General features: G+C 33.7%; 31 protein-coding genes and 1 pseudogene. 26 read left to right on the top strand and 6 right to left on the bottom strand.

The window, feature by feature from the left end:
• Positions 1–5 precede the first annotated feature (5 nt).
• The 9 genes from AST02_RS05315 (at position 6) to AST02_RS05275 (ending at position 10,133) form a co-directional block, all read left to right on the top strand.
• Positions 6–926: an aspartate carbamoyltransferase catalytic subunit gene (locus AST02_RS05315; RefSeq protein ID WP_069816255.1), complete on the top strand. Its 921-nt coding sequence runs from the start codon at positions 6–8 to the stop codon at positions 924–926.
• The gene (locus AST02_RS05310; protein WP_069816252.1) at positions 904–2,178 is read left to right on the top strand and encodes a dihydroorotase; all 1,275 of its coding nucleotides are present in this window, start codon (positions 904–906) and stop codon (positions 2,176–2,178) included. The genes AST02_RS05315 and AST02_RS05310 overlap by 23 nt, the downstream gene beginning before the upstream one ends.
• Positions 2,178–3,278: a carbamoyl phosphate synthase small subunit gene (locus AST02_RS05305; protein WP_069816250.1), complete on the top strand. Its 1,101-nt coding sequence runs from the start codon at positions 2,178–2,180 to the stop codon at positions 3,276–3,278. The genes AST02_RS05310 and AST02_RS05305 overlap by 1 nt, the downstream gene beginning before the upstream one ends.
• Positions 3,271–6,444, top strand: a complete 3,174-nt coding sequence (gene carB / locus AST02_RS05300) for a carbamoyl-phosphate synthase large subunit (protein WP_069816248.1) — start codon at positions 3,271–3,273, stop codon at positions 6,442–6,444. The genes AST02_RS05305 and carB overlap by 8 nt, the downstream gene beginning before the upstream one ends.
• Positions 6,445–6,552: 108 nt before the next feature.
• Positions 6,553–7,254: an orotidine-5'-phosphate decarboxylase gene (gene pyrF, locus AST02_RS05295; RefSeq protein ID WP_069816247.1), complete on the top strand. Its 702-nt coding sequence runs from the start codon at positions 6,553–6,555 to the stop codon at positions 7,252–7,254.
• Positions 7,247–7,858: an orotate phosphoribosyltransferase gene (gene pyrE, locus AST02_RS05290; protein ID WP_069816245.1), complete on the top strand. Its 612-nt coding sequence runs from the start codon at positions 7,247–7,249 to the stop codon at positions 7,856–7,858. The genes pyrF and pyrE overlap by 8 nt, the downstream gene beginning before the upstream one ends.
• Positions 7,859–7,880: 22 nt before the next feature.
• A complete protein-coding gene (locus AST02_RS05285; RefSeq protein ID WP_069816243.1) occupies positions 7,881–8,066 on the top strand; it encodes a hypothetical protein in 186 nt (61 codons plus the stop codon).
• 682 nt (positions 8,067–8,748) lie between these two features.
• Positions 8,749–9,603 (top strand): YitT family protein, encoded by an 855-nt coding sequence (locus AST02_RS05280; protein WP_069816241.1) that lies wholly within the window; start codon positions 8,749–8,751, stop codon positions 9,601–9,603.
• A 128-nt stretch (positions 9,604–9,731) separates the two neighbouring features.
• Positions 9,732–10,133 (top strand): VOC family protein, encoded by a 402-nt coding sequence (locus AST02_RS05275; protein ID WP_002507911.1) that lies wholly within the window; start codon positions 9,732–9,734, stop codon positions 10,131–10,133.
• Between the two features lie 119 nt (positions 10,134–10,252).
• Here the strand turns inward: AST02_RS05275 and AST02_RS05270 are convergent, their stop codons facing one another.
• The gene (locus AST02_RS05270; RefSeq protein WP_069816239.1) at positions 10,253–11,950 is read right to left on the bottom strand and encodes an Rqc2 family fibronectin-binding protein; all 1,698 of its coding nucleotides are present in this window, start codon (positions 11,948–11,950) and stop codon (positions 10,253–10,255) included.
• 159 nt (positions 11,951–12,109) lie between these two features.
• Here AST02_RS05270 and gmk point away from each other — a divergent pair, with 159 nt between their 5' ends.
• From gmk to priA, 4 genes are all read left to right on the top strand, one after another.
• Complete coding sequence (gene gmk / locus AST02_RS05265; RefSeq protein ID WP_069816237.1) at positions 12,110–12,733, top strand: guanylate kinase; 624 nt, start codon at positions 12,110–12,112, stop codon at positions 12,731–12,733.
• Positions 12,733–12,948, top strand: a complete 216-nt coding sequence (rpoZ, locus tag AST02_RS05260; protein ID WP_002507908.1) for a DNA-directed RNA polymerase subunit omega — start codon at positions 12,733–12,735, stop codon at positions 12,946–12,948. The genes gmk and rpoZ overlap by 1 nt, the downstream gene beginning before the upstream one ends.
• Before the next feature lie 361 nt (positions 12,949–13,309).
• Complete coding sequence (gene coaBC, locus AST02_RS05255) at positions 13,310–14,518, top strand: bifunctional phosphopantothenoylcysteine decarboxylase/phosphopantothenate--cysteine ligase CoaBC (protein ID WP_069816235.1); 1,209 nt, start codon at positions 13,310–13,312, stop codon at positions 14,516–14,518.
• Between the two features lies 1 nt (position 14,519).
• A complete protein-coding gene (gene priA, locus AST02_RS05250; RefSeq protein WP_069816233.1) occupies positions 14,520–16,928 on the top strand; it encodes a primosomal protein N' in 2,409 nt (802 codons plus the stop codon).
• Between the two features lie 89 nt (positions 16,929–17,017).
• On the opposite strand, the gene AST02_RS05245 is transcribed toward priA, so the two are convergent.
• The 4 genes from AST02_RS05245 to AST02_RS05230 form a co-directional block, all read right to left on the bottom strand.
• Positions 17,018–18,223: a tyrosine-type recombinase/integrase gene (locus AST02_RS05245; RefSeq protein WP_069816231.1), complete on the bottom strand. Its 1,206-nt coding sequence runs from the start codon at positions 18,221–18,223 to the stop codon at positions 17,018–17,020.
• Positions 18,224–18,281: 58 nt separating this feature from the next.
• A complete protein-coding gene (locus tag AST02_RS05240) occupies positions 18,282–18,944 on the bottom strand; it encodes a VanZ family protein (protein ID WP_069816229.1) in 663 nt (220 codons plus the stop codon).
• A gap of 88 nt (positions 18,945–19,032) precedes the next feature.
• Positions 19,033–19,515: an ImmA/IrrE family metallo-endopeptidase gene (locus tag AST02_RS05235; RefSeq protein ID WP_256092383.1), complete on the bottom strand. Its 483-nt coding sequence runs from the start codon at positions 19,513–19,515 to the stop codon at positions 19,033–19,035.
• Positions 19,516–19,542: 27 nt separating this feature from the next.
• Positions 19,543–19,842: a helix-turn-helix domain-containing protein gene (locus tag AST02_RS05230; protein WP_069816225.1), complete on the bottom strand. Its 300-nt coding sequence runs from the start codon at positions 19,840–19,842 to the stop codon at positions 19,543–19,545.
• A gap of 210 nt (positions 19,843–20,052) precedes the next feature.
• On the opposite strand from AST02_RS05230, the gene AST02_RS05225 reads away from it, so the two are divergent.
• The 3 genes and pseudogenes from AST02_RS05225 to AST02_RS14515 form a co-directional block, all read left to right on the top strand.
• Positions 20,053–20,253 (top strand): hypothetical protein, encoded by a 201-nt coding sequence (locus AST02_RS05225; RefSeq protein WP_081333353.1) that lies wholly within the window; start codon positions 20,053–20,055, stop codon positions 20,251–20,253.
• Between the two features lie 10 nt (positions 20,254–20,263).
• Positions 20,264–21,019, top strand: a complete 756-nt coding sequence (locus tag AST02_RS05220; protein ID WP_069816220.1) for a phage antirepressor KilAC domain-containing protein — start codon at positions 20,264–20,266, stop codon at positions 21,017–21,019.
• 11 nt (positions 21,020–21,030) lie between these two features.
• A pseudogene (locus AST02_RS14515) lies at positions 21,031–21,117 on the top strand (hypothetical protein); the annotation flags it as partial.
• 2 nt (positions 21,118–21,119) lie between these two features.
• Here AST02_RS14515 and AST02_RS14205 read toward each other — a convergent pair.
• Entirely contained in the window at positions 21,120–21,332 is a 213-nt protein-coding gene (locus AST02_RS14205; RefSeq protein ID WP_069816218.1) for a hypothetical protein, read from the bottom strand.
• A gap of 56 nt (positions 21,333–21,388) precedes the next feature.
• Here AST02_RS14205 and AST02_RS05210 point away from each other — a divergent pair, with 56 nt between their 5' ends.
• The 10 genes from AST02_RS05210 to AST02_RS05165 all read left to right on the top strand — a co-directional run bounded on the left by AST02_RS05210 (position 21,389) and on the right by AST02_RS05165 (position 26,239).
• Complete coding sequence (locus AST02_RS05210) at positions 21,389–21,646, top strand: helix-turn-helix domain-containing protein (RefSeq protein ID WP_046465213.1); 258 nt, start codon at positions 21,389–21,391, stop codon at positions 21,644–21,646.
• 10 nt (positions 21,647–21,656) lie between these two features.
• Positions 21,657–21,842, top strand: a complete 186-nt coding sequence (locus AST02_RS05205; RefSeq protein ID WP_069816216.1) for a hypothetical protein — start codon at positions 21,657–21,659, stop codon at positions 21,840–21,842.
• A 69-nt stretch (positions 21,843–21,911) separates the two neighbouring features.
• Positions 21,912–22,178 (top strand): DUF1108 family protein, encoded by a 267-nt coding sequence (locus AST02_RS05200; RefSeq protein WP_069816214.1) that lies wholly within the window; start codon positions 21,912–21,914, stop codon positions 22,176–22,178.
• An 11-nt stretch (positions 22,179–22,189) separates the two neighbouring features.
• A complete protein-coding gene (locus AST02_RS05195) occupies positions 22,190–22,675 on the top strand; it encodes a siphovirus Gp157 family protein (RefSeq protein WP_069816212.1) in 486 nt (161 codons plus the stop codon).
• Positions 22,676–23,455, top strand: coding sequence for an ATP-binding protein (locus AST02_RS05190; RefSeq protein WP_069816210.1), 780 nt, complete (start codon positions 22,676–22,678; stop codon positions 23,453–23,455). It abuts the gene before it with no gap.
• 30 nt (positions 23,456–23,485) lie between these two features.
• The gene (locus AST02_RS05185) at positions 23,486–24,049 is read left to right on the top strand and encodes a single-stranded DNA-binding protein (protein ID WP_069816208.1); all 564 of its coding nucleotides are present in this window, start codon (positions 23,486–23,488) and stop codon (positions 24,047–24,049) included.
• A gap of 12 nt (positions 24,050–24,061) precedes the next feature.
• The gene (locus AST02_RS05180; protein WP_069816206.1) at positions 24,062–24,613 is read left to right on the top strand and encodes an NUMOD4 domain-containing protein; all 552 of its coding nucleotides are present in this window, start codon (positions 24,062–24,064) and stop codon (positions 24,611–24,613) included.
• The gene (locus AST02_RS05175) at positions 24,614–25,282 is read left to right on the top strand and encodes a putative HNHc nuclease (protein WP_069816204.1); all 669 of its coding nucleotides are present in this window, start codon (positions 24,614–24,616) and stop codon (positions 25,280–25,282) included.
• Positions 25,279–25,530 carry a helix-turn-helix domain-containing protein gene (locus tag AST02_RS05170; protein WP_081333352.1) on the top strand — a complete coding sequence of 84 codons (252 nt, stop codon included), beginning with the start codon at positions 25,279–25,281 and terminating at the stop codon, positions 25,528–25,530. Before AST02_RS05175 ends, AST02_RS05170 begins: the two co-directional genes overlap by 4 nt.
• The gene (locus AST02_RS05165; protein WP_069816197.1) at positions 25,520–26,239 is read left to right on the top strand and encodes a helix-turn-helix domain-containing protein; all 720 of its coding nucleotides are present in this window, start codon (positions 25,520–25,522) and stop codon (positions 26,237–26,239) included. Before AST02_RS05170 ends, AST02_RS05165 begins: the two co-directional genes overlap by 11 nt.
• Position 26,240 lies beyond the last annotated feature (1 nt).

The raw sequence follows: 26,240 nt of genomic DNA, 5'->3' as shown, positions 1-26,240 counted from the left end.
AAAAATTGGATAACTTATTATCGATGGAACATCTAACTACAAATGAAATATATGAATTAGTCAAACGTGCGAGTGCAATAAAAAATGGTGAACTACAACCTCAACGTTATGAAGATAAGTTTGTAGCAAATCTATTTTTTGAAAACTCGACACGTACGAAAAGTAGTTTCTTAGTAGCAGAACAAAAATTAGGACTGAAATTAATTGATTTTGAAACAAATACATCTTCTGTTCAAAAAGGGGAAACATTATATGACACATGTAAAACTTTAGAACAAGTAGGTGCAGATGTTCTGGTAATAAGACATTCACAAACCACTTATTATGACGAATTAAAATCGCTTAACGTACCAATTATTAACGCAGGAGATGGCAGTGGGCAACACCCGACACAAAGCTTATTAGACATCATGACAATCTACGAAGAATATCAAACTTTTGAAGGCTTAAATATCTTAATTTGTGGTGATATTAAAAACTCTCGTGTCGCCAGAAGTAATTATCAAAGTCTAACAACACTTGGTGCTAATGTAATGTTTTCTAGCCCAAATGCTTGGAAAGATGATTCCTTAGATGCGCCGTATAAAGATATTGATACTGTTATAGATGAGGTAGATATAGTAATGTTATTAAGAGTACAACACGAAAGACATACTGATGAGAACACAACACAATTTGAAGTAAGTAACTATCATAATCAATACGGTTTAACGCAAGAAAGATATAATAGGCTGAAATCACAAGCAATCGTGATGCATCCAGCACCAGTAAATAGAGGTGTGGAGATAGAACATTCACTTGTAGAAGCATCAAAATCACGCATTTTCAAACAAATGGAAAATGGCATGTACTTACGCATGGCGGTTATAGATTATATTTTACAATCGAAAGGGGCAGAAACAAATGAAATTATTAACGAATGCTAAAATCTTAAAAAATGGTGAATTTGAAACGGTGTCTATCTTAGTTGAAGGACAACATATTAAACAAATAGCTACGCAAATTGAGGTAGATACAAATACTGAAGTTATAGATGTTAAAGGACAATTTGTTTCTCCAGGTTTAGTAGATGTACATGTGCACTTACGTGAACCAGGCGGGGAACATAAAGAAACAATAGCAACGGGCACAAAAGCAGCAGCAAGAGGTGGATTTACAACCGTCTGCCCAATGCCAAATACACGTCCGGTACCTGATTCAGAAGAAAATTTAAATCATTTAAATCAATTAATAGAAGATAACGCTGAAGTAAGAGTATTACCTTACGCAGCTATTACAGTGAGACAAGCTGGTAAAGAACATGTCGATTTTGAAACACTTGCTAACAACGGCGCGTTTGCATTTACAGATGATGGTGTAGGTGTTCAACAAGCTAATATGATGTATGAGGCCATGCAAGCGGCAGCAAAAGTGAATAAAGCAGTCGTAGCACATTGTGAAGATAATAGTTTAATTTATGGTGGCGCTATGCATGAAGGGCAACGCAGTGAAGCTTTAGGCATTCCTGGTATTCCAAATATTTGTGAAGCAGTACAAATTGCACGTGATGTACTATTAGCAGAAGCGGCTGGCGCACATTATCATGTATGTCACGTTTCTACAAAAGAGAGCGTCAGAGCAATTCGCGATGCTAAAAAAGCAGGTATACATGTGACAGCAGAAGTTACACCACATCATTTATTATTAACTGAAGATGATGTTCCAGGTGATGATGCGATTTATAAAATGAACCCTCCATTAAGAAGCAAAGAAGATAGAGAAGCACTGATTGATGGTTTATTAGATGGTACGATAGACTGTATTGCAACAGATCATGCGCCACATGCTGCAGAAGAAAAAGCACAGCCTATGACAAAAGCACCATTTGGTATTGTTGGAAGCGAAACAGCTTTCCCATTATTGTATACGCATTTTGTGAAAAATGGTGACTGGTCGTTACAACAGTTAGTAGATTATTTAACGATTAAACCCGCTCAGACTTTCGAGTTACCTTATGGTACATTAGAAGAAGGCGGATTAGCAGATTTAACAATTATTAACCTAGATGAAGAAAGTGAAATAAAAGCAGAGGACTTTGCATCTAAAGGAAGTAATACGCCGTTTATCGGTTATAAAGTATATGGTACGCCAGTATTAACAATGGTTGAAGGTGAAGTTAAATTTAAGGAGGAAAAATAATGTTGAAGAAACGCTATCTAGTTTTAGAAGACGGTTCATATTACGAAGGCTATCCCCTTGGTTCTGATCAATTAACAGTAGGAGAAATTGTTTTTAATACTGCAATGACGGGTTATCAAGAAACCATATCGGACCCGTCATACACGGGCCAAATTATTACATTTACATATCCACTTATCGGAAATTATGGTATAAACCGAGATGATTTTGAATCACTTGTACCTACCCTAAATGGTGTAGTTGTTAAAGAAGCAAGTGATCATCCAAGTAATTTTAGAAAACAAAAAACATTACATGACGTATTAGTTGAATATGATATTCCTGGTATTTCAGGTGTTGATACGCGTAGTATTACCAGAAAAATCAGAAATTTCGGCGTGTTAAAAGCAGCTTTTACTGATAATAAAGCTGAAATTGAATCATTAGTAGAACAGTTGAAAACGACTGAATTACCAAAAAATGAAGTAACAGAAGTATCAACGAAAACACCTTACGTTTCAACTGGGTATGATTTGAGTGTTGTATTGGTCGATTTTGGTAAAAAACAAAATATCGTTAGAGAATTGAATTTGCGTGGTTGTAATGTAACCGTCGTACCTTATGATACTTCAGCTGAAGCGATTATGAGAATGACTCCAGATGGCGTAATGCTATCTAACGGACCGGGAGACCCTGAAGAAGTGAAAATTGCAGTTGAAATGATTAAAGGTATATTAGGAAGCGTTCCTTTCTTTGGTATATGTTTAGGCCATCAGCTTTTCGCCTTATCCCAAGGTGCAACATCGTTTAAAATGAAATTCGGTCATAGAGGTGCCAATCATCCTGTGAAAGATCTTAAAACAGGAAAAATTGCAATAACGAGTCAAAATCATGGTTATGCAATCGATAAAGACTCATTAATTGATAGTGACTTAGAAATTACACATATTGCAATCAATGATGGGACAGTAGAAGGTTTAAGACATAAGTCACTACCGGCATTTTCAGTTCAATATCACCCTGAAGCATGTCCAGGGCCATCTGATTCAAATTACTTATTTGATGAATTTATCGACATGATGAATAATCATAAAGCGAAGGAGCGTATGTCAAATGCCTAAACGTACAGATATAGAAACGATTTTAGTTATTGGATCTGGTCCAATCATCATCGGTCAGGCTGCAGAGTTTGATTATGCAGGGACACAAGCTTGTTTAGCCTTAAAAGAAGAGGGCTATCGTGTAATATTAGTAAACTCGAATCCAGCAACAATTATGACTGACAAAGAAATTGCAGATAAAGTATATATTGAACCATTAACTCATGATTTTATAGCGCGCATTATTCGTAAAGAACAACCGGACGCCTTGTTACCTACATTAGGTGGACAAACAGGATTGAACATGGCCATTCAACTACATGATAGTGGTGAACTTGAAGCAAACAATGTGCAACTTTTAGGTACTAAATTAGAATCTATCCAACAGGCAGAAGATAGAGAATTATTCAGATCATTAATGAATGAACTCGAGGTACCTGTGCCTGAAAGTGATATTGTAAACACCGTAGAACAAGCGTTTATGTTTAAAGAAAAAGTAGGCTATCCACTCATCGTAAGACCAGCATTTACAATGGGAGGCACTGGCGGTGGTATTTGTCATAATGATGATGAGTTTAAAGAAATTGTAGCGAACGGTCTACATTATAGTCCAGCAACACAATGTTTAATTGAAAAATCAATCGCTGGTTTCAAGGAAATTGAATATGAAGTAATGCGTGACAAAAACGATAACGCAATCGTTGTGTGTAATATGGAAAATATTGATCCAGTTGGTATACATACAGGCGATTCGATTGTTGTGGCGCCGAGCCAAACATTGTCAGACATTGAATATCAGATGCTACGTGACGTGTCATTAAAAGTAATCCGTGCCTTAGGAATAGAAGGCGGCTGTAACGTGCAATTAGCTTTAGATCCACACTCTATGGATTATTATATTATTGAAGTGAATCCACGTGTGTCCCGTTCATCAGCATTAGCTTCTAAAGCAACAGGATATCCAATTGCTAAACTAGCAGCTAAAATTGCAGTTGGTTTAACGTTAGATGAAATGTTAAATCCAATTACAGAAACATCTTACGCGGCATTTGAACCAACTTTAGATTATGTTATCTCGAAAATCCCACGTTTCCCATTTGATAAATTTGAAAAAGGTGAACGTGTTTTAGGAACACAAATGAAAGCAACTGGTGAAGTTATGGCAATTGGTAGAACTTACGAAGAGTCATTACTTAAAGCAATCCGTTCATTAGAATATGGTGTACATCACCTTGGTTTGCCTAACGGAGATTCATATGATTTAGATTATATTAAAGCACGTATCAATGACCAAGATGATGAACGTTTATTCTTTATAGGTGAAGCGATTCGTCGCGGAACAACATTAGAAGAAATTCATGAAATGACACAAATTGATTACTTCTTCTTAAATAAATTCCAACACATCATTAATATTGAGCATGATTTGAAGGCTAATAAAGGTGACATAAAATATCTGAAATTTGCGAAAGATTACGGCTTTAGTGATCGTGTCATTGCACACCGTTTTGATATGACCGAAGAAGAAGTTCATGATTTAAGAATAAAAAATGGTATAACGCCAGTTTATAAAATGGTAGACACTTGTGCTGCAGAGTTTGAATCAGCAACGCCATATTATTACGGTACGTATGAATACGAAAACGAATCTATTGTTACAGATAAAGAAAAAATTCTTGTACTCGGTTCAGGACCAATTCGTATAGGACAAGGTGTAGAATTTGATTATGCAACAGTGCATGCAGTTTGGGCAATTCAACGTGCAGGTTATGAAGCAATTATCATTAATAACAATCCAGAAACTGTATCAACAGATTTTTCAATTTCTGATAAGTTATACTTCGAGCCATTAACAGAAGAAGATGTTATGAATATTATTGATTTAGAGCAACCTAAGGGTGTGGTTGTACAATTTGGTGGTCAAACAGCTATCAACTTAGCAGATAAACTTGCTAAACATGACGTTCAAATTTTAGGAACATCTTTAGAAAATCTAAATCGTGCTGAAGACCGTAAAGAATTTGAAGCATTATTACACACAATCGATGTACCTCAACCAAAAGGTAAAACAGCAACGTCTCCTAAAGAAGCATTAGAAAATGCAAGGAATATTGGTTATCCAGTTGTTGTAAGACCTTCATATGTATTAGGTGGACGTGCGATGGAAATCGTGAATAGTGATGCAGAACTAGAAGATTACATGAACCAAGCAGTTAAAGCGAGCCCAGATCATCCGGTACTAGTAGATAGTTATTTGACAGGTAAAGAAATTGAAGTGGATGCGATATCTGATGGGGAAACTGTTATAATCCCTGGCATTATGGAGCATATCGAAAGAGCTGGTGTACACTCTGGAGACTCTATAGCAGTCTATCCACCACAAACATTAACGCAACAAGAAATGGATACGTTAGAAGACTATACGATTAGACTAGCTAAAGGATTAAATATTATAGGATTAATTAATATCCAATTTGTTATCGCTCATGATGGCGTCTTCGTCTTAGAAGTGAACCCACGTTCGAGTCGTACGGTACCATTTTTAAGTAAAATTACGGACATCCAGATGGCTCAGCTAGCAATGCGTGCGATTATGGGTGAAAAACTTGTAGACTTAGGCTATAAAGCAGGGATACAACCATATACTGAAGGTGTTTTTGTCAAAGCACCAGTGTTCAGCTTTAATAAGTTGAAAAATGTTGATATTACGCTCGGACCTGAAATGAAATCAACAGGGGAAGTTATGGGTAAAGATACAACAATGGAAAAAGCCCTATTCAAAGGATTAACAGCCAGCGGTATGGAAGTAAAAGATCATGGTACTGTATTGATGACAGTGAGTGATAAAGATAAAGAAGAAGTAGTCAGTATCGCACATCGTTTAAATGAAGTAGGCTATAAAATTTTAGCAACTGAAGGTACTGCGAATAAACTAGCTGAGCATCATATACCAACAGAAATTGTCGGTAAAATTGGCAAAGAAGATGATTTATTAACGCGTATTCAACAAAGTGAAGTACAAATTGTAGTAAATACGATGACGAAAGGTAAGGAATTCGAACGTGATGGTTTCCAAATCAGACGTACATCAGTTGAAAATGGCGTACCTTGTCTCACTTCATTAGACACAGCTGATGCACTAACGTCAGTGATTGAAAGCATGACATTTACAATGAAAAATATGTAATAGTTAAGTTTGATACCACTAAGATAAAATAACAGTGCGAGTGCATAACATTATTTTATCTTAGTTCATATAGTAGAAGATCTTAAAATACGAGGTGTAGAACATATTATGAATAATTTACCAATTATCGCACTAGACTTTGATTCATCAGAAACGGTGGATGCATTCTTAGATCAATTTGATGAGCCACTTTTTGTAAAGGTGGGTATGGAACTTTTTTATCAAACTGGACCACAATTTATAGAATCTATTAAAGCACGTGGGCATGATATTTTTTTAGATTTAAAATTACATGATATACCGAATACTGTGGGTAAGGCAATGGAAGGGTTAAGTAAATTAAACGTTGATTTAGTCAATGTACATGCTGCTGGTGGAACTGAAATGATGACACGCGCATTAGAAGGTTTAAGAAAACACAACCAAAATATTAAAATTATAGCAGTTACACAACTTACTTCAACTACAGAATCTATGTTAAGAAATGAACAAAACATTCAAAGTTCTATAGAAGATGCAGTGCTTAATTATGCGTATCTAGCCAAAACGTCTGGTTTAGACGGTGTCGTATGTTCACCGCTTGAAGCAGCATTACTTACAGGTGAACTCGGTAAAAACTTCTTAAAAGTAACACCTGGTATCAGACCAGAAAATGCGCATTCAGATGATCAAAAAAGGATTACTACACCGGAAGATGCGAAACAATTAGGCTCGACACATATTGTAGTAGGTCGGCCAATTACGCAAAGTGATAATCCGGTCGCAAGTTATCATAAAATTAAAGAAAGTTGGTTAAGTAAGAATGGCTAAAGCAATAGCAAAATCACTATTAGATATTAAAGCAGTTTCACTTTCGCCCAACGATCCGTTTACATGGAGTTCAGGTATTAAATCACCTATTTATTGCGATAACCGTGTGACATTAGGTCATCCGTCAGTACGACGTAATATTAGAGATGGTTTAAGTTCGTTAATTAAAAATAATTTTTCGGATGTCGAAATCGTTTCGGGGACTGCAACAGCGGGGATTCCACATGCTGCCTATGTTTCTGAAGCGCTAGATTTACCGATGAATTATGTGCGTTCTAAGAGTAAGAGCCATGGTAAACAAAACCAAATTGAAGGTGCGTTAAGCAAAGGTAAAAAAGTGGTAGTCATTGAAGATTTAATTTCAACAGGTGGATCTTCTATAACTGCTGTAGAGGCATTAAAAGAAGCAGGAGCTGAAGTTCTAGGCGTAGTAGCTATATTTACGTACGGTCTAAAAAAAGCGGATGAACAATTTAAAGAAGCCCAAATACCTTTCTTTACTTTAAGTAATTATAATGAATTAATTGAGGTAGCTAAAGAAAAGGGAGAAATTTCTGACAATGATATTGGTACATTAGTTGAATGGCGAGACAACTTGTCTTAAAATGTGAGTTGGAGGGGATATTATGACAGAAGACCCAAAAAAAGCATATAATCACTTTGCACATTTAAACGATTTTTTAAAAAAAGAAGACGATTATAGACATCCATCTCATTCAAACGATAAAAACGAATGGCTATCTAATACATCAGAAGCAAATATATATAAGAAATCAAAGACTACTATTAAACAAAAAGGACATATTAAGTAATTCATAAAATGTAATATGTATAGACGTATTTAAGATCATAATAAAGAGGAAGATCAGAATGAATTTCATTTTGACCTTCCTCTTTATATTAAATCATTTTGACATAGCAAACTTCTTGTTGAACTTCGTTAAATTAAGGTTATTTTTGTAATAACAAAGTTTATCAATATAATTTATAATACTTATTATATGTGCTGACCGTTTTAAAACTAAAATGTGTCATTGTGTAGTAAAGTTATTATTAGCGGATCATAATTTTAATAATAATATAACCTACTAATAAAACTAATGCTGCAATAAGTAATGGAATAATATAAAAAGACATGAAATACCTCCAATTGGATTTATATTTATTCTAACTGTAAATATTAGAAAGTAAAAGAAATAAAGACGATATTGTCATTCAACTAAAAAGAGATGACAGTTATACATTTTTTTGAATGCAATGGGTTAAAAGCGTTACAAGAAATACAAAGTGGTGTGACCACTATTGTTGTGGTACATTTGCATTTATAATACGATGTATAACTTAGAATTACAATAATATATTTTTATGGGGCTGGGACATAAATATATGTCTTAGCCTCTATAGTTATATTAATTTTAGCTGACTGAATTGAAAATACCAATCGTAATTGTTTACCAAAAGGGTTTAATTTTTGAAAATGTAAGGGGTGCTTAAATGAAAATGATGAAACAATTATTCCGTGATCATACTAAAAATATCATTATTTGTTTAATTGGCGCATTTGTCAGTGCAATTGCAGTAAATTGCTTTATTCTAGAATCTAATCTCGGGGATGGAGGCACAGTTGGTATATCTTTAGCGCTTAAATATGCTTTTGGTTGGTCACCAGCTTTAACTTCTTTAATTATTAATACAATTGTTATTATTGTAGGTTGGAAATTTTTAAGTACAAGAACTGCTGTATATACTTTTATTGCAAATACAGCAATTTCTCTATTTTTAGATTTAACTGAAAATTTTAGTACTGGTATAGATAACTTTGTAATCAACGCTGCTTTTGGTGGTGTGTTTGTAGGTGTGGGCATCGGCTTGGTTATTGCAGCAGGTGGTGTCATTGGAGGAACTTCAGTTGTAGCTAAAATGCTGAATAAGTACTTTGATATAAAAACGTCACAAGGCATATTTTTATTAGATGGTTTAGTTGTGCTCTCTTTCTTATTTGTATTACCGTTAGAAAATGTGTTGTTTACGATTATTATGATATTCATTACTGAACGTGCAACTGCATTTATAATTGAAGGCTTTAATCCTAAAAAAGCTGTTACAATTATTTCAGATGAAAATGAAAATATTAGTGATAGAATTAACAGTTTTACAGGCAGGGGCTCAACGTTACTTAAAGGCAAGGGTGGTTTCGGTAAAAAAGAAACAAGTATGTTATATGTTGTAGTGCCACAATCTCAAGTCACGCGTGTCAAAAAATTAGTGAATGAAGAAGATGACAAAGCTTTCTTAGTTATACATGATGTTCGTGACGTGCTAGGTAGTGGATTTATTAATTTAACATAAGCCAATAATTTGAACGTTTGCAAATAAGAATTTGAAAATATTTTACTACTTATAATAACGTTGTATATTCGATTTTTTACAATTTATCATTTATTCTAGTATTAAGAAGAAATTAAGGAGGTTGGATAATGGCTATACCAAAAATAACTACATTTCTAATGTTCAATGGAGATGCAGAAGAAGCAATTAATTTATATGTTAATACATTTGAAGATGCTGAAATATTGGCATTGGTAAGATATAGTGAAAGTGATAAAGAACCAACAGGGGCTGTACAACACGCTATTTTCAGGTTGAAAGATCAAGTGTTTATGGCAATTGATAATATGAATGGTGTCGATATAGAAATGAATCCAGCCGTATCATTATATGTCACTGTAGACAGTGCGTTAGAAATGGAACGCTTATTCAGTAATCTGAAAAGTGGTGGGGCTATTTTAATGCCTAAAACTCAAATGCCACCATTTAGGGAATTTGCTTGGATACAAGATAAATTTGGTGTTAATTTTCAACTAGCATTGCCAGAATAAACTTAAATTATAGAATGAAAAAAGCTAGGATATAATCGTTTTTGAAAAATCAAACGACTTTATCCTAGCTTTTTTATTATGCGCTTTGATAATCCTAACGCATAATATATAATAACAAATTATTTTACTTTCATTTTTTGAATGTGATCATAATCTGGTGTAGCGAAAAGCGTTTTTTGATTATCATATGTTACAAAACCTGGTTTGGCACCTGAAGGTTTGTGCACATGTCTAATTTCTGTGTAATCTACTGGAATTTGTCCAGAATTACCAGCTTTGGAGAAATAACCAGATAACATGGCCGCTTCTTTAATCGTCTCTTCACTTGGTGCATCACTAAGTATTACAACATGTGAGCCTGGTATATCTTTCGTGTGGAACCAAAGATGATTTTTTGCTGCTTTTTTATTCGTTAAATAATCATTTTGTTTATTGTTTTTACCGACAAGAATCGTATCACCATCAGTTGAAACATATGCTTGCAATTGAATGGTTTGTTTCTTTTTCTTCTTGTTTTGTTTGCGTTGTTTCATAAAGCCCTGTTCTGCAAGCTCATCACGGATATCATCAATTTCATCAACAGAGATATGTGCGAGCTGTTGTTCAATACTTTCAAAATAAGCAATATTCTCTTGAGTTAATTCAATTTGATGGAGTAACTCGTGTGCTCTTGTTTTCAACTTGTTATATTTTTTATAATAATTCTGCGCATTGACAGCAGGGGCTTTGGTTGGGTTAAGAGGAATTGTAATTTCTTCCCCAGTATAATAATTAAGCGTCGTAATTTCTTTATCGCCTTGCTTAATTTGATAAATATTGGCTGTTATTAACTCACCATATAGTTGCTGTAATTCTTTTTCTTTGGTCCCTTCTTGCTCATCAATTAATTTACTTAATTTATTTTGATATTTATGAAGTTGTTGCTGTACAAATTTAACTAAATCATTCGCACGTTGTTTGACACGCTCTCTTTCGCCACGTGCATCATAATAGCGATCAAGTAAATCATGCAGTGAATCGTATTCTACAACATCATCATAAAATTGATTTAATTTCATAAAGTAAAAATCTTCTTTACCTGTTTTATGATTTTTATGGAAAACAGGTATGGGCTCACCCTTAGTTTCTTCAATTACTGTATCAAATGCTTCAGGCAAAGTTTGGGCAGTCATAAATTGTTTTCTGCTAACAATTTCATTAGTAATTAATGGACTAAACCCTTCGATGTGATCTAGTAATTGTCGAGCTATTTTTCCACTATTAAAATCTATATATTTTAATACAGTTTCTCCAGATATATCATATGGATTAATTTTGTTTTGCGCGGGTGGTGCTTCATATTGAAAACCAGGCATTACAGTACGATACTGATTTGTGTTTGGTGTTAAATGCTTAAAGCCTTCAATAATCTTGTGCTGTTCGTTTACTAATATTAAATTACTGTGTTTACCCATAATCTCTAATATAATTGTACGATGTATTGTATCGCCAATTTCATCTTTACTCTGTACATCTATTTCTACGCGTCTATCATTACCAATTTGTCTTACTGCTTTTATAAAGCCACCTTCAATATGTTTACGGAACACACGTGCAAACATAGGAGGATCAAATGGATTGTCATATTTTTTATTAGTTAAATGCATTCTAGTAAAACTTGGATGGATAGAAAGTAGAAGTTGATGATTTTTACGATTTTGACGCACAACGACAAGAAGTGTGTCGTTTTCTGGTTGATTTATTTTGTGGATTCTACCACCTACAAGAAATTGTAGAGATTCCACCATTTTTTTAGTGAATAAACCATCATATGCCATTACTATCAGCCACCTTATTTTTAGTCATTCAACATATTGTAACATGGCGTAAAGATTAGGTCATGAGCAAAGTTTGTGTTGTGGGACGCTATACAATTGAATGTTTCTTATGGTATCATATGTTAATAATAGAAGATTAGCTTAGAGAGGTAGTAAGTCATGGATAATGAGAAAGGTTTATTGATTGTACTATCTGGACCTTCTGGTGTAGGAAAAGGGACAGTTAGAAAAAAAATATTTGATGATCCAACCACATCTTATAAATATTCTATTTCAATGACCACACGTGGTAAGCGTGAAGGTGAAGTAGATGGCGTTGATTATTTTTTCAAAGCAAAAGCAGAATTTGAAGAATTAATTAAACAAGATGAATTTATAGAATATGCTGAATACGTAGGAAATTACTATGGGACGCCTGTTCAATATGTTAAAGATACGATGGAACAAGGCCATGACGTATTTTTAGAAATTGAAGTAGAAGGTGCGAAACAGGTGCGTAAGAAATTCCCTGATGCATTGTTTGTTTTTCTTGCCCCGCCAAGTTTAGATCATTTACGTGAACGCTTAGTCGGTCGTGGCACGGAGTCTGATGAAAAAATTCAAAGTCGTGTGAATGAAGCACGTAAAGAAGTAGAAATGATGAACTTGTATGACTATGTTGTAGTTAATGATGAAGTAGAGTTAGCTAAACAACGTATTCAATCTATTGTAGAAGCTGAGCATTTGAAGAGAGAACGTATTGAAGCGAAATATAGAAAAATGATATTGGAGGCAAAAAAATAATGTTATACCCACCATTAAACGAATTAACAGCAAAAGTTAATTCAAAATATTTAATTGCAACTACTGCTGCAAAACGTGCTCGTGAAATAGATGAAAATCCAGAATCTGCATTGTTAAGCAAATATGATGCAAAAAAACCTGTAGGTAAAGCGCTAGAAGAAATCGCTGGCGGAGATGTTTATCCTGACGGACTTTACAAAATACCATCTAAGTAATTAAAAGTTAATCTTGAAACATATAAATAACAACTAGCATGCTGCTAATTAAAAGTTTTTCAAACGAGTCTGGGACATAAATACATGTCTCAGACTCAATTGTTAGATTGAACAGTAGTTGTTTGATATCTAATTGTACTTGTTTCAAACTTTTTTAGTAAGCCTTACGGGGGCGGGAATAGAAATCAAATTTTGATTTCTATCCTGCTCCCTTTTTTTATTTAATTTAAAATTTTGTGTATAATGGTGATTAATCATCTATTTAAAGCATTTAATAACAAATTAACCTTTGTGTTATTTATAAACATAAATTTATAGCCTATTAAGAGGTCATATTTAAATTATTTGGAGGAGATTTGCAATGAAACGAATATTACTTGCTGTTACAGGTGGCATTGCTGCGTATAAAGCAATTGATTTAACAAGTAAATTAACGCAAGCAGACTATGACGTTAGAGTTATGCTTACAGATCATGCACAAGAATTTGTGACCCCATTAGCTTTTCAAGCAATTGGTAGAAATCCAGTTTATACAAGTACTTTTTTAGAACAGAATCCGGAAGAAATACAACATGTTGCATTAGGTGATTGGGCGGACGCAATCGTAGTGGCACCAGCGACAGCAAATATCATTGCCAAACTTGCAAATGGTATTGCAGATGATATGGTGACGTCGACATTGCTTGCTACTGAAACAGCTAAATTTATTGCGCCAGCGATGAATGTGCATATGTATGAAAATAAGCGGACACAGCACAATCTCGCTACACTGAGTTCAGATGGTTATTATTTTCTTGAACCCGGTGAGGGCTTTTTAGCATGTGGCTATGTAGCAAAAGGCCGCATGGAAGAACCTTTGCAAATTGTTGAAAGGTTAAACCAGTTTTTCAAAGAGAACGAACAAGCATCTTATTCGATAGACAGTCGATTTGAAGGTATGAACGCATTAATCACTGCTGGACCGACCGTCGAAGAGTTGGACCCAGTACGTTATTTATCTAACCGATCATCAGGAAAAATTGGTTACGCATTAGCAGAATCACTAACTAAGCGTGGAGCGAACGTCACACTCGTATCTGGACCTACACACCTAACACCTCCAGAAAATGTGAATGTTATTCAAATTCAAAGTGCTGAGGAAATGTTTGAAGCGGTAAAAACACGCTTTAATGAACAAGATATCGTATTTAAAGCTGCAGCAGTATCAGATTATGCACCTGCTGAAATGTTAGAGCACAAACTTAAAAAACAAGACGGTACATTATCTGTGACTTTTAAACGTACGCCAGATATTTTGAAATATCTAGGTGAACACAAAACAAAGCAATTCTTAGTAGGCTTTGCGGCAGAAACACAAAATATTGAAACATATGCTCAGAAAAAACTGCAACATAAAAATGCAGATGTGATTATTGCTAATAACGTAGGCGATCGTTCAATAGGATTTAGTTCGGATGATAATGACTATACGATGTATTTTAAAAATGGAGGTCCTATTAGTTTAGGAAAACACAAAAAAGTCATATTGGCGGAGCATATCTTAGATAGTTTAGAAACAAGGTGGGAATAAAATGATAGCAAAAGTAATTGTTGATATACCTTCTAAAAGTGTGGACTTTACGTTCGATTATATTATTCCTACAAGACTACAATCTATGATACAAGTTGGTATGCGTGTCATTGTGCCTTTTGGACCAAGAACAATTCAAGGCTATATTATGGAAATAACAGAACAACCTGACGCAAATATAGACATAGCTAAGTTAAAAGAGATAAAAGAAATTCAAGATATTAAACCAGAATTAACTGAAGAACTTATTAAGTTAACAGATTGGTATAATAATTATTTTGTGACGAAGCGAATTTCTATGTTAGAAGTGATGTTACCGAGTGCAATTAAAGCTAAATATACAAAAGTTTTTTCAATTGAAAATGATGAAGCAATTCCTGAACAGTTACGTCGTCGTTTTGATAGCGAAGGGCATTATGCGTATAAAGAAGCTCAATATAATGATGATTTATCCGTCATATCACCTTTGTTAAAGCAAGGTGATATTAGTGAAGTAACATTGCTTTCTCAAAGTCTCAGTAAAAAGAAACAACGTGCTGTGAGAGTGATAGAAGGTTTTGAATATGATGCTGTACTTGGTTCTTTAGAAAAGTCTCAAAAGCAATATGATTTATATGCTTATTTAATTGATGAACGTCATCATACTGTATTACTGAAACAATTAGAAGCAATGAACTTTTCAAAGTCGAGCATTGATACACTGATGCGCAAAGGTTTTGTGGAAAAATACGATGCAATCGTTGAACGTGACCCCTTTGAAACGCGTGTATTTGAACAAGACGAAAAGCAACAACTCACAGTTGACCAACAGCAAGCGTTTGAAGCAATACTTAAAAATATTAAGGCACATGAACAGAGAACTTTTTTACTTCATGGTGTGACTGGTTCAGGAAAGACTGAAGTATATTTGCAAACAATTGAAGAAGTCTTGCATTTAGATAGACAAGCTATGATGCTAGTGCCGGAAATTGCCTTAACCCCACAAATGGTTTTAAGGTTTAAGCAACGATTTGGTGATGAAGTAGCCGTGCTCCATTCAGGTTTGTCAAAAGGTGAACGTTATGATGAATGGCAAAAAATCAGAGATGGTAAAGCTCGGGTAAGTGTTGGTGCACGGTCAAGTGTGTTTGCACCATTTAAAAATTTAGGCATGATCATTATTGATGAAGAACATGAATCATCTTATAAACAAGAGGATTATCCTAGATACCATGCACGTGATATCGCAGAGTGGCGCAGTCAATATCATCAGTGTCCATTGATATTAGGGAGTGCTACACCAAGTTTAGAAACTTACGCGCGCGCAGATAAGGGTGTTTATGAACTGTTATCTTTACCTAACAGAGTCAATCAACAGGCATTGCCAGAAATTGAAATCGTTGATATGAGAGCTGAATTAAGTTCAGGCAACCGGTCTATGTTTTCAGAACAATTACGTGAAGCCATTCAAACTCGTTTAGATAAACAAGAACAGATTGTATTGTTTTTAAATCGTCGAGGCTATGCATCATTTATGTTATGCAGAGATTGTGGTCATGTACCACAATGTCCCAATTGTGATATCTCATTGACTTATCATAAGTCTTCGGATCAATTGAAGTGTCATTATTGTGGTCATCAAGAAACACCACCGAACAAATGTCCTAATTGTGAAAGTGAACATATCAGACAGGTTGGTACTGGTACACAAAGAGTTGAGGAATTATTACAAGAAGTGTTCCAAGAAGCACGCATTATACGAATGGATGTTGATACTACATCTCGTAAAGGTGCGCATGAAAAATTATTAAATGATTTTGGCTCAGGTAAAGGTGATATTTTATTAGGTACTCAAATGATTGCGAAAGGGTTAGACTTTCCTAATATCACACTCGTAGGTGTACTCAATGCGGATACAATGTTGAACCTTCCTGACTTCAGAGCAAGTGAACGTACTTACCAATTATTAACACAAGTATCAGGTCGTGCAGGACGTCACGAAAAAGAAGGACAAGTAATCATTCAAACTTATAATCCAGAACATTATGCGATTAAAGATGTTCAAGAAAATGATTATCCAGCTTTCTTTAACAAAGAGATGAATTATAGGAAAATAGGGAAATATCCTCCTTACTTCTTTTTAATTAATTTCACTATTGCACACAAAGATATGAAGAAAGTAATGGAAGCATCGAAACATATTCATAAAATTTTATTACAGCATTTATCAGACAAAGCGTTAGTATTAGGACCATCACCAGCAGCATTATCAAGGATAAATAATGAATATCGCTTCCAAATCTTAATTAAATATAAAAGTGAACCAGCGCTACACGAAGCGCTTAAGTATTTAGATGATTATTATCATGATCAATATTTAAAAGACAAGCTATCATTGAAAATTGATATTAATCCCCAAATGATGATGTAATAGGGGGCGTGAAATGGCTTAACACCAGTAGTTACAGGGGTTATAGGGGCTACTGGAATTATAAAAAGGGCAGAAAAAGGGCAGATTGTTTAATTGGGAATGTTTTCTAACTTCTCGGTTAACTGTTTGTCCATTTTTTCTGTTACATGGGTGTATATCTGAATCGTTGTTTTTTCGTCTGTATGTCCAACTCTTTTCATAATTGCTTTGAGTGATACATTCATTTCAACGAGTATACTTATATGAGTGTGTCTGAAGGTGTGGGAAGTAACTTTCTTATTTATACCTAATTCAAGTGCAGCGTCTGATAATAATTTATTTACTTTATGAGAATATAATGGATTGCCAAATCTTGTAGTAAAGATAAAACCACGATCAATGTAATCTTTTTCCCAATGTGCAGATTTTTTATTTTCCAATATTACTTTTTTTAAGATTTCAACTGCACGTTTATTAATAGAAATTGTTCTTCTTGAACCTCTAGTTTTAGTTGTATCTTTATATCCATATCCATTTTCATATTTAATCCAATGAATTGTTCCATTTATATCTATTGTTTTATTTTGAAAATCGATATCCTTTTCTTGTAATGCTTGAACTTCTCCAATCCTCATACCAGTTAGCGCTTGTAGTTCTATTAAACTAGCTACAAATAAATTCAACCTTTTGTCCGAATGTTTTTTTGTTAATATAAAATCACGTATTTTTAACACTTGATTCATTTCAAGATAGTTATATATTTTTTGTTCTTCTTTTTCTATATCTTCTAGTGTTTTAGCCTTCTTGGGTACTTCCACATCATTTAACATGTGTTTGTCAGTGTATCCATAAAATTTCGATGCATATGATAAAGCTTTTTTCATATCATTAAGTTGTCGTCTGACTTGGTTCTCTGAATAAATTTCAGATAATGTATTGATTAGTTTTTGAACATGCTTTACGTCTATCTTTGAAACTAGTGTATGTTCATCTATATTGCTCTTTAAATTACTTAGTCGAACTTTAGAGTTATTTAGAGTTGTTACTTTTAAACCAGATGTATTTTTATGATACTCAAACCATTCATCTAGTAAATTGTGAATCGTTAATGATTTTAAATTGTTGTTAGTGCTAGTAGACATCTTACTTTTTATCTTATCGTCTAATTGGAACACAGCCTCTTTTTGAGAAGCTTTAGTATTTTTGTTCATAACAATACTTACTCGTTTCCATTTGTCTGTATACGGGTCTCTATACTTCTCGTAATAGCGATATTTAGTTTGGCCTTGTTTATCTTTAAATTGTTCACTCCACATGAGTCATTCCTCCTAAAAAAGATAAAAATATATAGGGCAGTGGTGACTGCCCGTTGGATTATCTAAAAGCTGGATGTACCCAATATTCACTTGCATAACGTTCTGCATCTTCACGAAGTTTGTATTTATTATCATCATTCATATTTTCAATTAAATCTTTATCGAACGTCATTTTTAAAACATTATCTTTTGAAGTATTCATCTTGTCATCTTCCATATCCATTGCTACAACAATATCTACATTATCAATATCTAACTTAGACTTTTTAACACCTATCAATGCATTTGCTGCTCCGTACTGCATTTCTCTTAACGCTGACTTTTCACTAAAACCATCGTAATCTTTCAAAGTAATGACAGCCGCATTATCATATTCGTTATAGACGATGTCAGAAAAATTCTTTTTACCAACTTCTTTTTTTACACTTTTTTCTAATTTTTGTTTATCAGTTAATTCTTTCTTCTTTTCTTCTTTAGGTTTTGCTTTTTCTTCAGTTTTCTCACTATTTTTAGTAGTACTCTTTTCTTGATTTTCTGATTGAGATTCATCTTCTGTGAAAAAACTTATTATTAATAATAAAGCAAAAATGCCAGTAACAATCCATCTCGCTGAATTATTCCATTTTTTGAAATACCACATTAAAAATAATCCAACTGGAAAGAAAATAATTAATGTTAAAATAATAAACCAATTTCTTTGATACCATCTTTCATTATTCATTCAACATTCTCCCTTATAATAAATTTAATTTATATTTAACAACCTACATTTAGATATGAGTGTACCCAGACACTCAATGTAAGTTGGATTAATCTTTCTTCATTATTTTTAATGGTTCAAATTGTATGAAGTAACCATCATATTTTACATAGTTTCCAAATTGCTTTTTATAATCTTCTATAGCTTCAAAGAAATATGATCTATCAATTTGAATTAACAAACACATCTCATATAAATCTCCCCATACCCCTTGTTTATAGCACTTTATTAATTTTTCTAAAGGGACAGCCAATTTAAATCCATATCTTCTAGCTTTCAATTCTTGTCGAGCAGCATTGATATTATCTTTTCTTGAATATACTCCTGTGATATTTCCATAAGATGTTTCATGATGCCCTAATTCTTCTGCTAATACGCCGTTCTGAATATAATGGTCATAATCATTGTTTAAAATAACTAACCCATTAGGTAAGTATTTGTTTCTTTTATAATACCCCTTAACTTTATCTACAGGAAACTGAGTTTCAACTACACTTAAATTCTCATAGTTGCTCAATAATTCTTCTCTCATTTGCAATGCACTCAACCCCTAAAACAATTACTTTTTATATTTTTGCATAAATTCTCTAATTTCTTTAATTTCTTCTTCAGTTAGGTCATCTTCTGAATGCGCAGCTTCAACTTCTTCAAATTCAGTACCTAAATTAAATAAATAATCAACTGTTACGCCAATTCCTTTTGCTACAGCAATAACATTTTCTATTTTTGCTCCCTCGAAGTTTCTTTCCAACATAGAACGTAAAGTTGTGTAGCTAACGCCGATTTCTTTCGCAAATGATCGTGTGTTGTAGCCCATTTCTTTGATATTTTCTTCTACAAATTCGCTTCTATTATTCATTGTAAAGTCCTCCGTTGTTTGTACGACATTTCGTATTTTATAAATTAAGTATACACGCATTTAAATAGGAAGTAAAGAGTTTTATTACGAAAAATCGTACTTTTTTAAATGAAATGGTTGCATGTGTACGATTAATCGTATATAGTATTACTTGTAGATACGACACATCGTATACAGATGCAAAACATCGTATCTTTGGAGGTGATCATTTTGTATCCAAAACTACTTACAGCGATGAAGGATCATAACATCACAGAAAAAGATATAGCTAGGGTTTTGAACATTCCTTACACAACCGTAAGAGATAGAACAAAAGGGAAATATTCATTTACTTTTGAACAAGCAATGTTAATAAACAAAAAATTGTTTCCTGGTTATAAATCAGAAGAATTATTTGAAATTAAAAAATAGGAGGAAAAAAATGCAAGGATTACAAACAATTCAAATTGAAAATAACACAGCACTTGGACCAGTAGTTTCCAGTAGAACTGTAGCAGATGAGTTAGGAAAGAGACATGACAATGTGGTGAAAGGTTTAGAAGCAATGATGTCAGAAACCTCAAATGTTAGTTCTCTAATTATACCAAGCAGTTACAAAGTTGAAGGGCAAAAAAGAAGTTATAAAGAATACCTATTAACTAAAGACGGTTTTACTTTATACATGTTCAACATTCAAGGTCATAATAATTTCAAAATGGCTTACATTAATAAATTCAATGAAATGGAACAACAAATACAGAATAAATTGCCAGGATCGTATAAAGAAGCTTTAACTGAATTACTAGTAAAAGTTGAAGAAAACGAAAAGTTACAACTTGAAAATAACATGAGCAAACAGAAAATCGCCGAATACGAACCTAAAGCATCATACCTTGATTCAATTTTACAAAATAAAAGTTTAGTAACGGTAGGACAGATAGCAAAAGATTATGGCATGTCTGCACAAGGACTGAACAAACTACTTCACGATTTAAAAGTACAGTACAAACAATCTGGACAGTGGTTACTTTACTCAAACTTACACGATAAAGGTTATACACATTCATCTACTACGGAAATTGAACATAAAGATGGAAGTACATCAGTGAGAATGAATACTAAGTGGACACAAAAAGGACGTTTGTTCATATACAACTTATTAAAAGAAAATGATGTATTACCAACAATCGAACAATAGGAGGAAACGGAATGAACAAACTGTACAAAACAACCCTCCTCATCACAATGGCAGTTGTGACATGGAAGGTTTGGGAAATTGAAAGTAACACTAGAAAAAATTATTTATCATCAACATCTTCAGTACTTTCAGCTCGGCCATTAGCAAAGTCTATAGCATCAAGATAGTGATTAAAATAAAGCTCGCGACGTTTATCCATATAATCGACAAAATCTTCTTCACTATCAAATTCTTCAGGTTTTGAAACATGAGGAAGTGTTTGGATATAAGCTTCGGCAAAACGTTCGGCATTATAATTCACAAACTCAGACATATTCTCACCCCCTTTGCACACAGATAAATAAATTATACCAGAAAGGAGTGGTTAAGATGACACATTTACCAACTAAACAAAACGTTGTAGAAGATGTTAATCAAGTTGTGTTTTACCCACTGTATGGAAAACCACCAACTATAGCGAAAATATTTGATGTTGGAGTATCAACTGTTTACAGATGGTTACGCGATTATGATGAAGATGATTTAGGTGTTAAAGATTTGTATCTTGATTTATCTGCAAATATGACAAGAATCGACATTGAAAAGTTGAGAGAGTATTTAAAACTTAGAAATAAAAAATGGATGTAGGAGGGGTAACATGAGAGGTTTACTAGCATTATCAACAGCTATAGTCGTATTCTTCATAGCTTTGATATTCACTAAAGACTTTATCCACTTGTTTCTAATTTACTGGGTAGCCGTTTGCTTTAGCTACATGGCTTGGGACAGTTGGATTAACTATATAAAGACAGAAAAAAAGACCGCTAAGCGTTGGAGCGCTTAACAGTCAAGGCTTATCTATATAAAAAAAGAATCTATATAGATTATGCCCTAAAACATAGGAGGTAGTCAAATGTATTACAGAATCAATGATGAAAGTAAGAAGGTAATCAATGTTCAAGGATTCCAATTTATCCTACGTGTTAGAAAAATGACGCAATTAGAAGTAAATATATCTGTTGAAACGTTAGACAACGTATTTATAGATGAAATTTTAGTAGCTGATGAAGAACTAGGCGTAAACACTGCAAGAGAAATCTTAGAACAATCCGTATTCAAATGGATAGATGAGAACACCGATGAAGCAGATAGAGTAATGAGCGCTGTGATGACATGGTAGGAGGAATATAAATGAGTACATTATTTAATCTAACTGACAATTATAAACAAGTTTACGACTTAATAGCAGAACAAGGTGATGAACAACTACTAAACGACACACTAGATAGCATCAACGACGCTTTAGAAGATAAGGCAGATGGTTATGTATCAGTTATCAAATCACTAGAGAGTGACAACAAAGCCATAGATGATGAAATCAAAAGGCTACAACAACGTAAGACAACTAACAAGAATGGTATTGATCGCTTGAAAGAATCATTGAAAGCGTCTATGGAATCAACAGGTAAGACTAAATTCAAAACAGCATTGAACAGTTACAACATTCAAAACAATCCACCTTCTTTAAATGTAATTGAAGAAAAACGCATACCTAGTGACTTTTGGTTATCACAAGCGCCTAAGTTAGATAAAAAATCATTATTGAAACACATTAAAGAAAACAACGATGTTGATGGTGTGGAAATTAAACAAACACAAAGTTTGAGGGTGAGATAAATGACTGAACAAAACAATGAACAAGTAGATCTTTTAACTCAATTAGGTGTTAAGGATATTAGTCAACAGAATGCGAATAAGTTTTATAAGTTTGCGATATACGGAAAGTTTGGAACTGGTAAAACTACCTTTCTAACTAAAAATAACAATGCACTTGTACTTGATATCAACGAAGATGGCACGACAGTTTCAGAAGATGGTGCAGTAGTGGCGGTTAAGAATTATAAACATTTCTCTTATGTAATAAGAATGATTCCACAGATATTAGAACAGCTTAGAAATAACGGTAAGCAAATTGATGTAGTAGTTATTGAAACAATACAAAAACTTAGAGATATAACAATGGACGATGTAATGGCTGGTAAGACACGTAAAGCCACATTCAACGATTGGGGCGAAACAGCTACTCGAATAGTAAGCATGTATAGATATATTTCTAAGCTACAAGAACATTACCAATTTCATCTAGCTATAAGTGGTCATGAGGGCATCAACAAGGACAAGGATGATGAAGGTGGAACTATTAATCCTACTATCACAATTGAAGCACAAGAGCAGATTAAAAAGGCTGTAGTAAGCCAATCAGATGTATTAGCAAGAATGACCATAGAAGAAACGGAACAAGATGGTCAAAAGCAATTTGATTATGTACTGAATGCAGAACCATCAAGCTTATATGAAACAAAAATTAGGCATTCACAAAACGTGACAATAAGTGACAAACGATTTATTAATCCGAGTATCAATGACGTTGTACAAGCAATTAGAAACGGAAACTAAATTAAAAATTAAAAGGACGGTATATAAATTATGAATATTACAGGACAAGCTAAACACATTAAAGAAACTAATCAAGATGCATTTTTAAAGGGTGGCGACTTCTTAGGCGCTGGAGAATTCACAGTCAAAGTTAAAGACGTTGAATTTAATGATAGTCAAAACAGATATTTCACAGTTGTATTTGAAAACAGCGAAGGTAAGCAATATAAACATAATCAGTTCGTACCACCATTCCAACAAGACTTCCAAGAAAAACAATATGTAGAGTTCCTAAGTAGACTAGGTATCAAATTAAACTTACCAGACTTATCTTTTAACACAGATGAATTAATTAATAAGGCAGGAACTATCGTTTTAAAACATAAATTAAATGAAGATCAAGGCAAATACTTTGTAAGACTTTCATTCGTAAAACTTTGGAATAAAGGCGATGAAGTAGTTAATAAACCAGTACCTAAAACTGATGAAATGAAACGTGAAGAACAACAAGCAAATGGACAAGGACAACAAAAAGAGTCGCTAAGTGACCAAAGTAATCCATTCGCAAATGCTAACGGTCCTATTGATATAAATGACTCAGAATTACCGTTTTAATGAGGTGATTATATGACAGAAATTTGGAAAGATGTAGTGGATTACGAAGGCATCTACGAAATAAGTAACTTTGGAAGGGTTAGGACACATAAAAATAAAATAACTTATACAGAAAAACATGGCACAAGGCATTGGCAACAACGTTACTTAAAAAACAAGACACCCAATGGTAGAGATGTAAGAGTAGCGTTATGGAAAGCAGGTAAGCCTAAAGACTATCTTGTTCATAGGTTAGTAGCCTTTGCATTTATACCAGTTATGAAAAATAAAGAATGTATTAATCATATTGATGGAAACCCTAAGAATAATAATGTGGAAAATCTTGAGTGGTGTAATCATTTAGAAAACAATAGACATGCTTTCGAAAATAACCTTATAGATACACAAAAGTCAGTGAAATTAACGCATATAGATACTGATTTACAACTTGAATTTATAAGTATGGCTAGAGCAGATAAGTGGTTAAAAAGAGCGACTGGATATACAAGCGGTCGTTTACTAAGAGGACACAATATAGTGATAGCTAGTGACAATACTAAATATAATGTTGAGAAGTTGATATAAATGCAACAAATTACTAGATACCAATTGGATAACGACGGTACTTATTCCGTCGTTGCCACTGGTGTTGAATTAGAAACCAGTCACATAGAACTTATAGATAACGGTTATAGCTTAAATGCTGATGTAACTATACCGGATAATAAATTGATTTCTATTGACCAACGTAAAAAGATATTTGCGATGTGTAGAGATATTGAATTGCACTGGGGAGAGCCAGTTGAAGCATTGAGACAAAGATTTCAATGTGAATTAGAAATTATGAATGGATATGAACGTATTAGTTTACGTGACTGCACAAGGAAGATAGCTGGTGAATTAATCGAACTAATCATAACTTTCATATTCCACAATCAAATACCAATGAGAATTGAAACAAGCAAACTATTACAAGGTGATAAAGCGATGTTGTATTGGGCAACTGTTAATCGCAATTGTGTAATTTGTGGGGACCAGAAAGCAGATCTCGCACATTATGAAACAGTCGGACGTGGAATGAACCGTAAAACAATGGATCATCACGGGAAACATGTTCTTGCACTATGCAGAAAACACCATAGTCAACAGCACGCAATAGGTGTTAAATCATTCGATGATTTATATCACTTACACAATAGTTGGATATCAGTAGATGACAAGTTAAACAGTATGTTACGAGGTGAGAAACAATGATGATGCCTAGAATGATTAAACCAATAGATAGAATAGCTATCGGATATAGAATCGCATCACTTAGAGCTAGTGATGATTGGTCACAAGAAGAATTCGCAAATATATTCAAAGCAAATAAAAGTATTGTAAGCAAATGGGAAAGAGGTATTCATTTACCTAGTATGGATAGATTAAGAAAAATGCAACGAATATTCAACGTAACACTTGAATGGCTGTTATACGGAGAAGGTGAAAAAGATGGCAGATAGTATTAAAAGTTCCGTCTCGGGTTATGGATTAGTTTTCAAAAGAGTTATGAAAGATACAGATATAAGTATAGAAGCTAAAGCCTTGTATAGTTACTTGTCTGCTTATGCAGGAGCAAATGAAACAGCTTTTCCAGGAGTAAGTTTAATATGTCACGAGCTTAATATAAGTGATAAAAGGTTTCAGAAGTATAGAAAACAGCTTGAAGATAATGGCTACTTATCAATTAAAAGAGAAAGAACAAGTAATGGCTTCAGTAAAAATATTTATACCATAGAACACAATCCCGTATCAGGTCATTTCGTACCGGTACAAAACTTACCGGGAAGAAATCTACCGGTACAAAACGTAGGTACTACAATTAACAGTTCTATAATTAACAGTAATACAAATAACAGTCAGACAATTAATACTAGCGCAACTGACGTTACGCGTGAACGTTTTGAAGAATGGTGGAAACTGTATGATAAAAAGCTAGACAAGAAAAAAGCATTTAGCTTATTTAAATCAGCGCTTAAAAAGCATAGTTACGAAGAAATTATGAATGGTACTAGAGATTATCTCAAAACCATTACTAACAAACAGTATCAGAAATATCCTAAAACATTCTTAGGGCAAGAAAGTTATATGAACGACTTTACAGAAGAAGTAAAACCTACAGGACAGAATCAATTAGAAAGAATGAAACATGATCCTAGCTATTGGGATTAGG

The organism is Staphylococcus equorum (assembly GCF_001747895.1).
Taxonomy (GTDB): domain Bacteria; phylum Bacillota; class Bacilli; order Staphylococcales; family Staphylococcaceae; genus Staphylococcus; species Staphylococcus equorum_A.
This window is presented reverse-complemented; position numbering and strand designations above follow the sequence as displayed.

Coding starts and splice junctions, on each gene's coding strand:
- AST02_RS05310 (WP_069816252.1), top strand. CDS start 904: ATGAAATTATTAACGAATGCTAAAATCTTAAAAAATGGTGAATTTGAA.
- AST02_RS05305 (WP_069816250.1), top strand. CDS start 2,178: ATGTTGAAGAAACGCTATCTAGTTTTAGAAGACGGTTCATATTACGAA.
- carB (WP_069816248.1), top strand. CDS start 3,271: ATGCCTAAACGTACAGATATAGAAACGATTTTAGTTATTGGATCTGGT.
- pyrF (WP_069816247.1), top strand. CDS start 6,553: ATGAATAATTTACCAATTATCGCACTAGACTTTGATTCATCAGAAACG.
- pyrE (WP_069816245.1), top strand. CDS start 7,247: ATGGCTAAAGCAATAGCAAAATCACTATTAGATATTAAAGCAGTTTCA.
- AST02_RS05285 (WP_069816243.1), top strand. CDS start 7,881: ATGACAGAAGACCCAAAAAAAGCATATAATCACTTTGCACATTTAAAC.
- AST02_RS05280 (WP_069816241.1), top strand. CDS start 8,749: ATGAAAATGATGAAACAATTATTCCGTGATCATACTAAAAATATCATT.
- AST02_RS05275 (WP_002507911.1), top strand. CDS start 9,732: ATGGCTATACCAAAAATAACTACATTTCTAATGTTCAATGGAGATGCA.
- AST02_RS05270 (WP_069816239.1), bottom strand. CDS start 11,950: ATGGCATATGATGGTTTATTCACTAAAAAAATGGTGGAATCTCTACAA.
- gmk (WP_069816237.1), top strand. CDS start 12,110: ATGGATAATGAGAAAGGTTTATTGATTGTACTATCTGGACCTTCTGGT.
- rpoZ (WP_002507908.1), top strand. CDS start 12,733: ATGTTATACCCACCATTAAACGAATTAACAGCAAAAGTTAATTCAAAA.
- coaBC (WP_069816235.1), top strand. CDS start 13,310: ATGAAACGAATATTACTTGCTGTTACAGGTGGCATTGCTGCGTATAAA.
- priA (WP_069816233.1), top strand. CDS start 14,520: ATGATAGCAAAAGTAATTGTTGATATACCTTCTAAAAGTGTGGACTTT.
- AST02_RS05245 (WP_069816231.1), bottom strand. CDS start 18,223: ATGTGGAGTGAACAATTTAAAGATAAACAAGGCCAAACTAAATATCGC.
- AST02_RS05240 (WP_069816229.1), bottom strand. CDS start 18,944: ATGAATAATGAAAGATGGTATCAAAGAAATTGGTTTATTATTTTAACA.
- AST02_RS05235 (WP_256092383.1), bottom strand. CDS start 19,515: ATGAGAGAAGAATTATTGAGCAACTATGAGAATTTAAGTGTAGTTGAA.
- AST02_RS05230 (WP_069816225.1), bottom strand. CDS start 19,842: ATGAATAATAGAAGCGAATTTGTAGAAGAAAATATCAAAGAAATGGGC.
- AST02_RS05220 (WP_069816220.1), top strand. CDS start 20,264: ATGCAAGGATTACAAACAATTCAAATTGAAAATAACACAGCACTTGGA.
- AST02_RS14205 (WP_069816218.1), bottom strand. CDS start 21,332: ATGTCTGAGTTTGTGAATTATAATGCCGAACGTTTTGCCGAAGCTTAT.
- AST02_RS05210 (WP_046465213.1), top strand. CDS start 21,389: ATGACACATTTACCAACTAAACAAAACGTTGTAGAAGATGTTAATCAA.
- AST02_RS05205 (WP_069816216.1), top strand. CDS start 21,657: ATGAGAGGTTTACTAGCATTATCAACAGCTATAGTCGTATTCTTCATA.
- AST02_RS05200 (WP_069816214.1), top strand. CDS start 21,912: ATGTATTACAGAATCAATGATGAAAGTAAGAAGGTAATCAATGTTCAA.
- AST02_RS05195 (WP_069816212.1), top strand. CDS start 22,190: ATGAGTACATTATTTAATCTAACTGACAATTATAAACAAGTTTACGAC.
- AST02_RS05190 (WP_069816210.1), top strand. CDS start 22,676: ATGACTGAACAAAACAATGAACAAGTAGATCTTTTAACTCAATTAGGT.
- AST02_RS05185 (WP_069816208.1), top strand. CDS start 23,486: ATGAATATTACAGGACAAGCTAAACACATTAAAGAAACTAATCAAGAT.
- AST02_RS05180 (WP_069816206.1), top strand. CDS start 24,062: ATGACAGAAATTTGGAAAGATGTAGTGGATTACGAAGGCATCTACGAA.
- AST02_RS05175 (WP_069816204.1), top strand. CDS start 24,614: ATGCAACAAATTACTAGATACCAATTGGATAACGACGGTACTTATTCC.
- AST02_RS05170 (WP_081333352.1), top strand. CDS start 25,279: ATGATGATGCCTAGAATGATTAAACCAATAGATAGAATAGCTATCGGA.
- AST02_RS05165 (WP_069816197.1), top strand. CDS start 25,520: ATGGCAGATAGTATTAAAAGTTCCGTCTCGGGTTATGGATTAGTTTTC.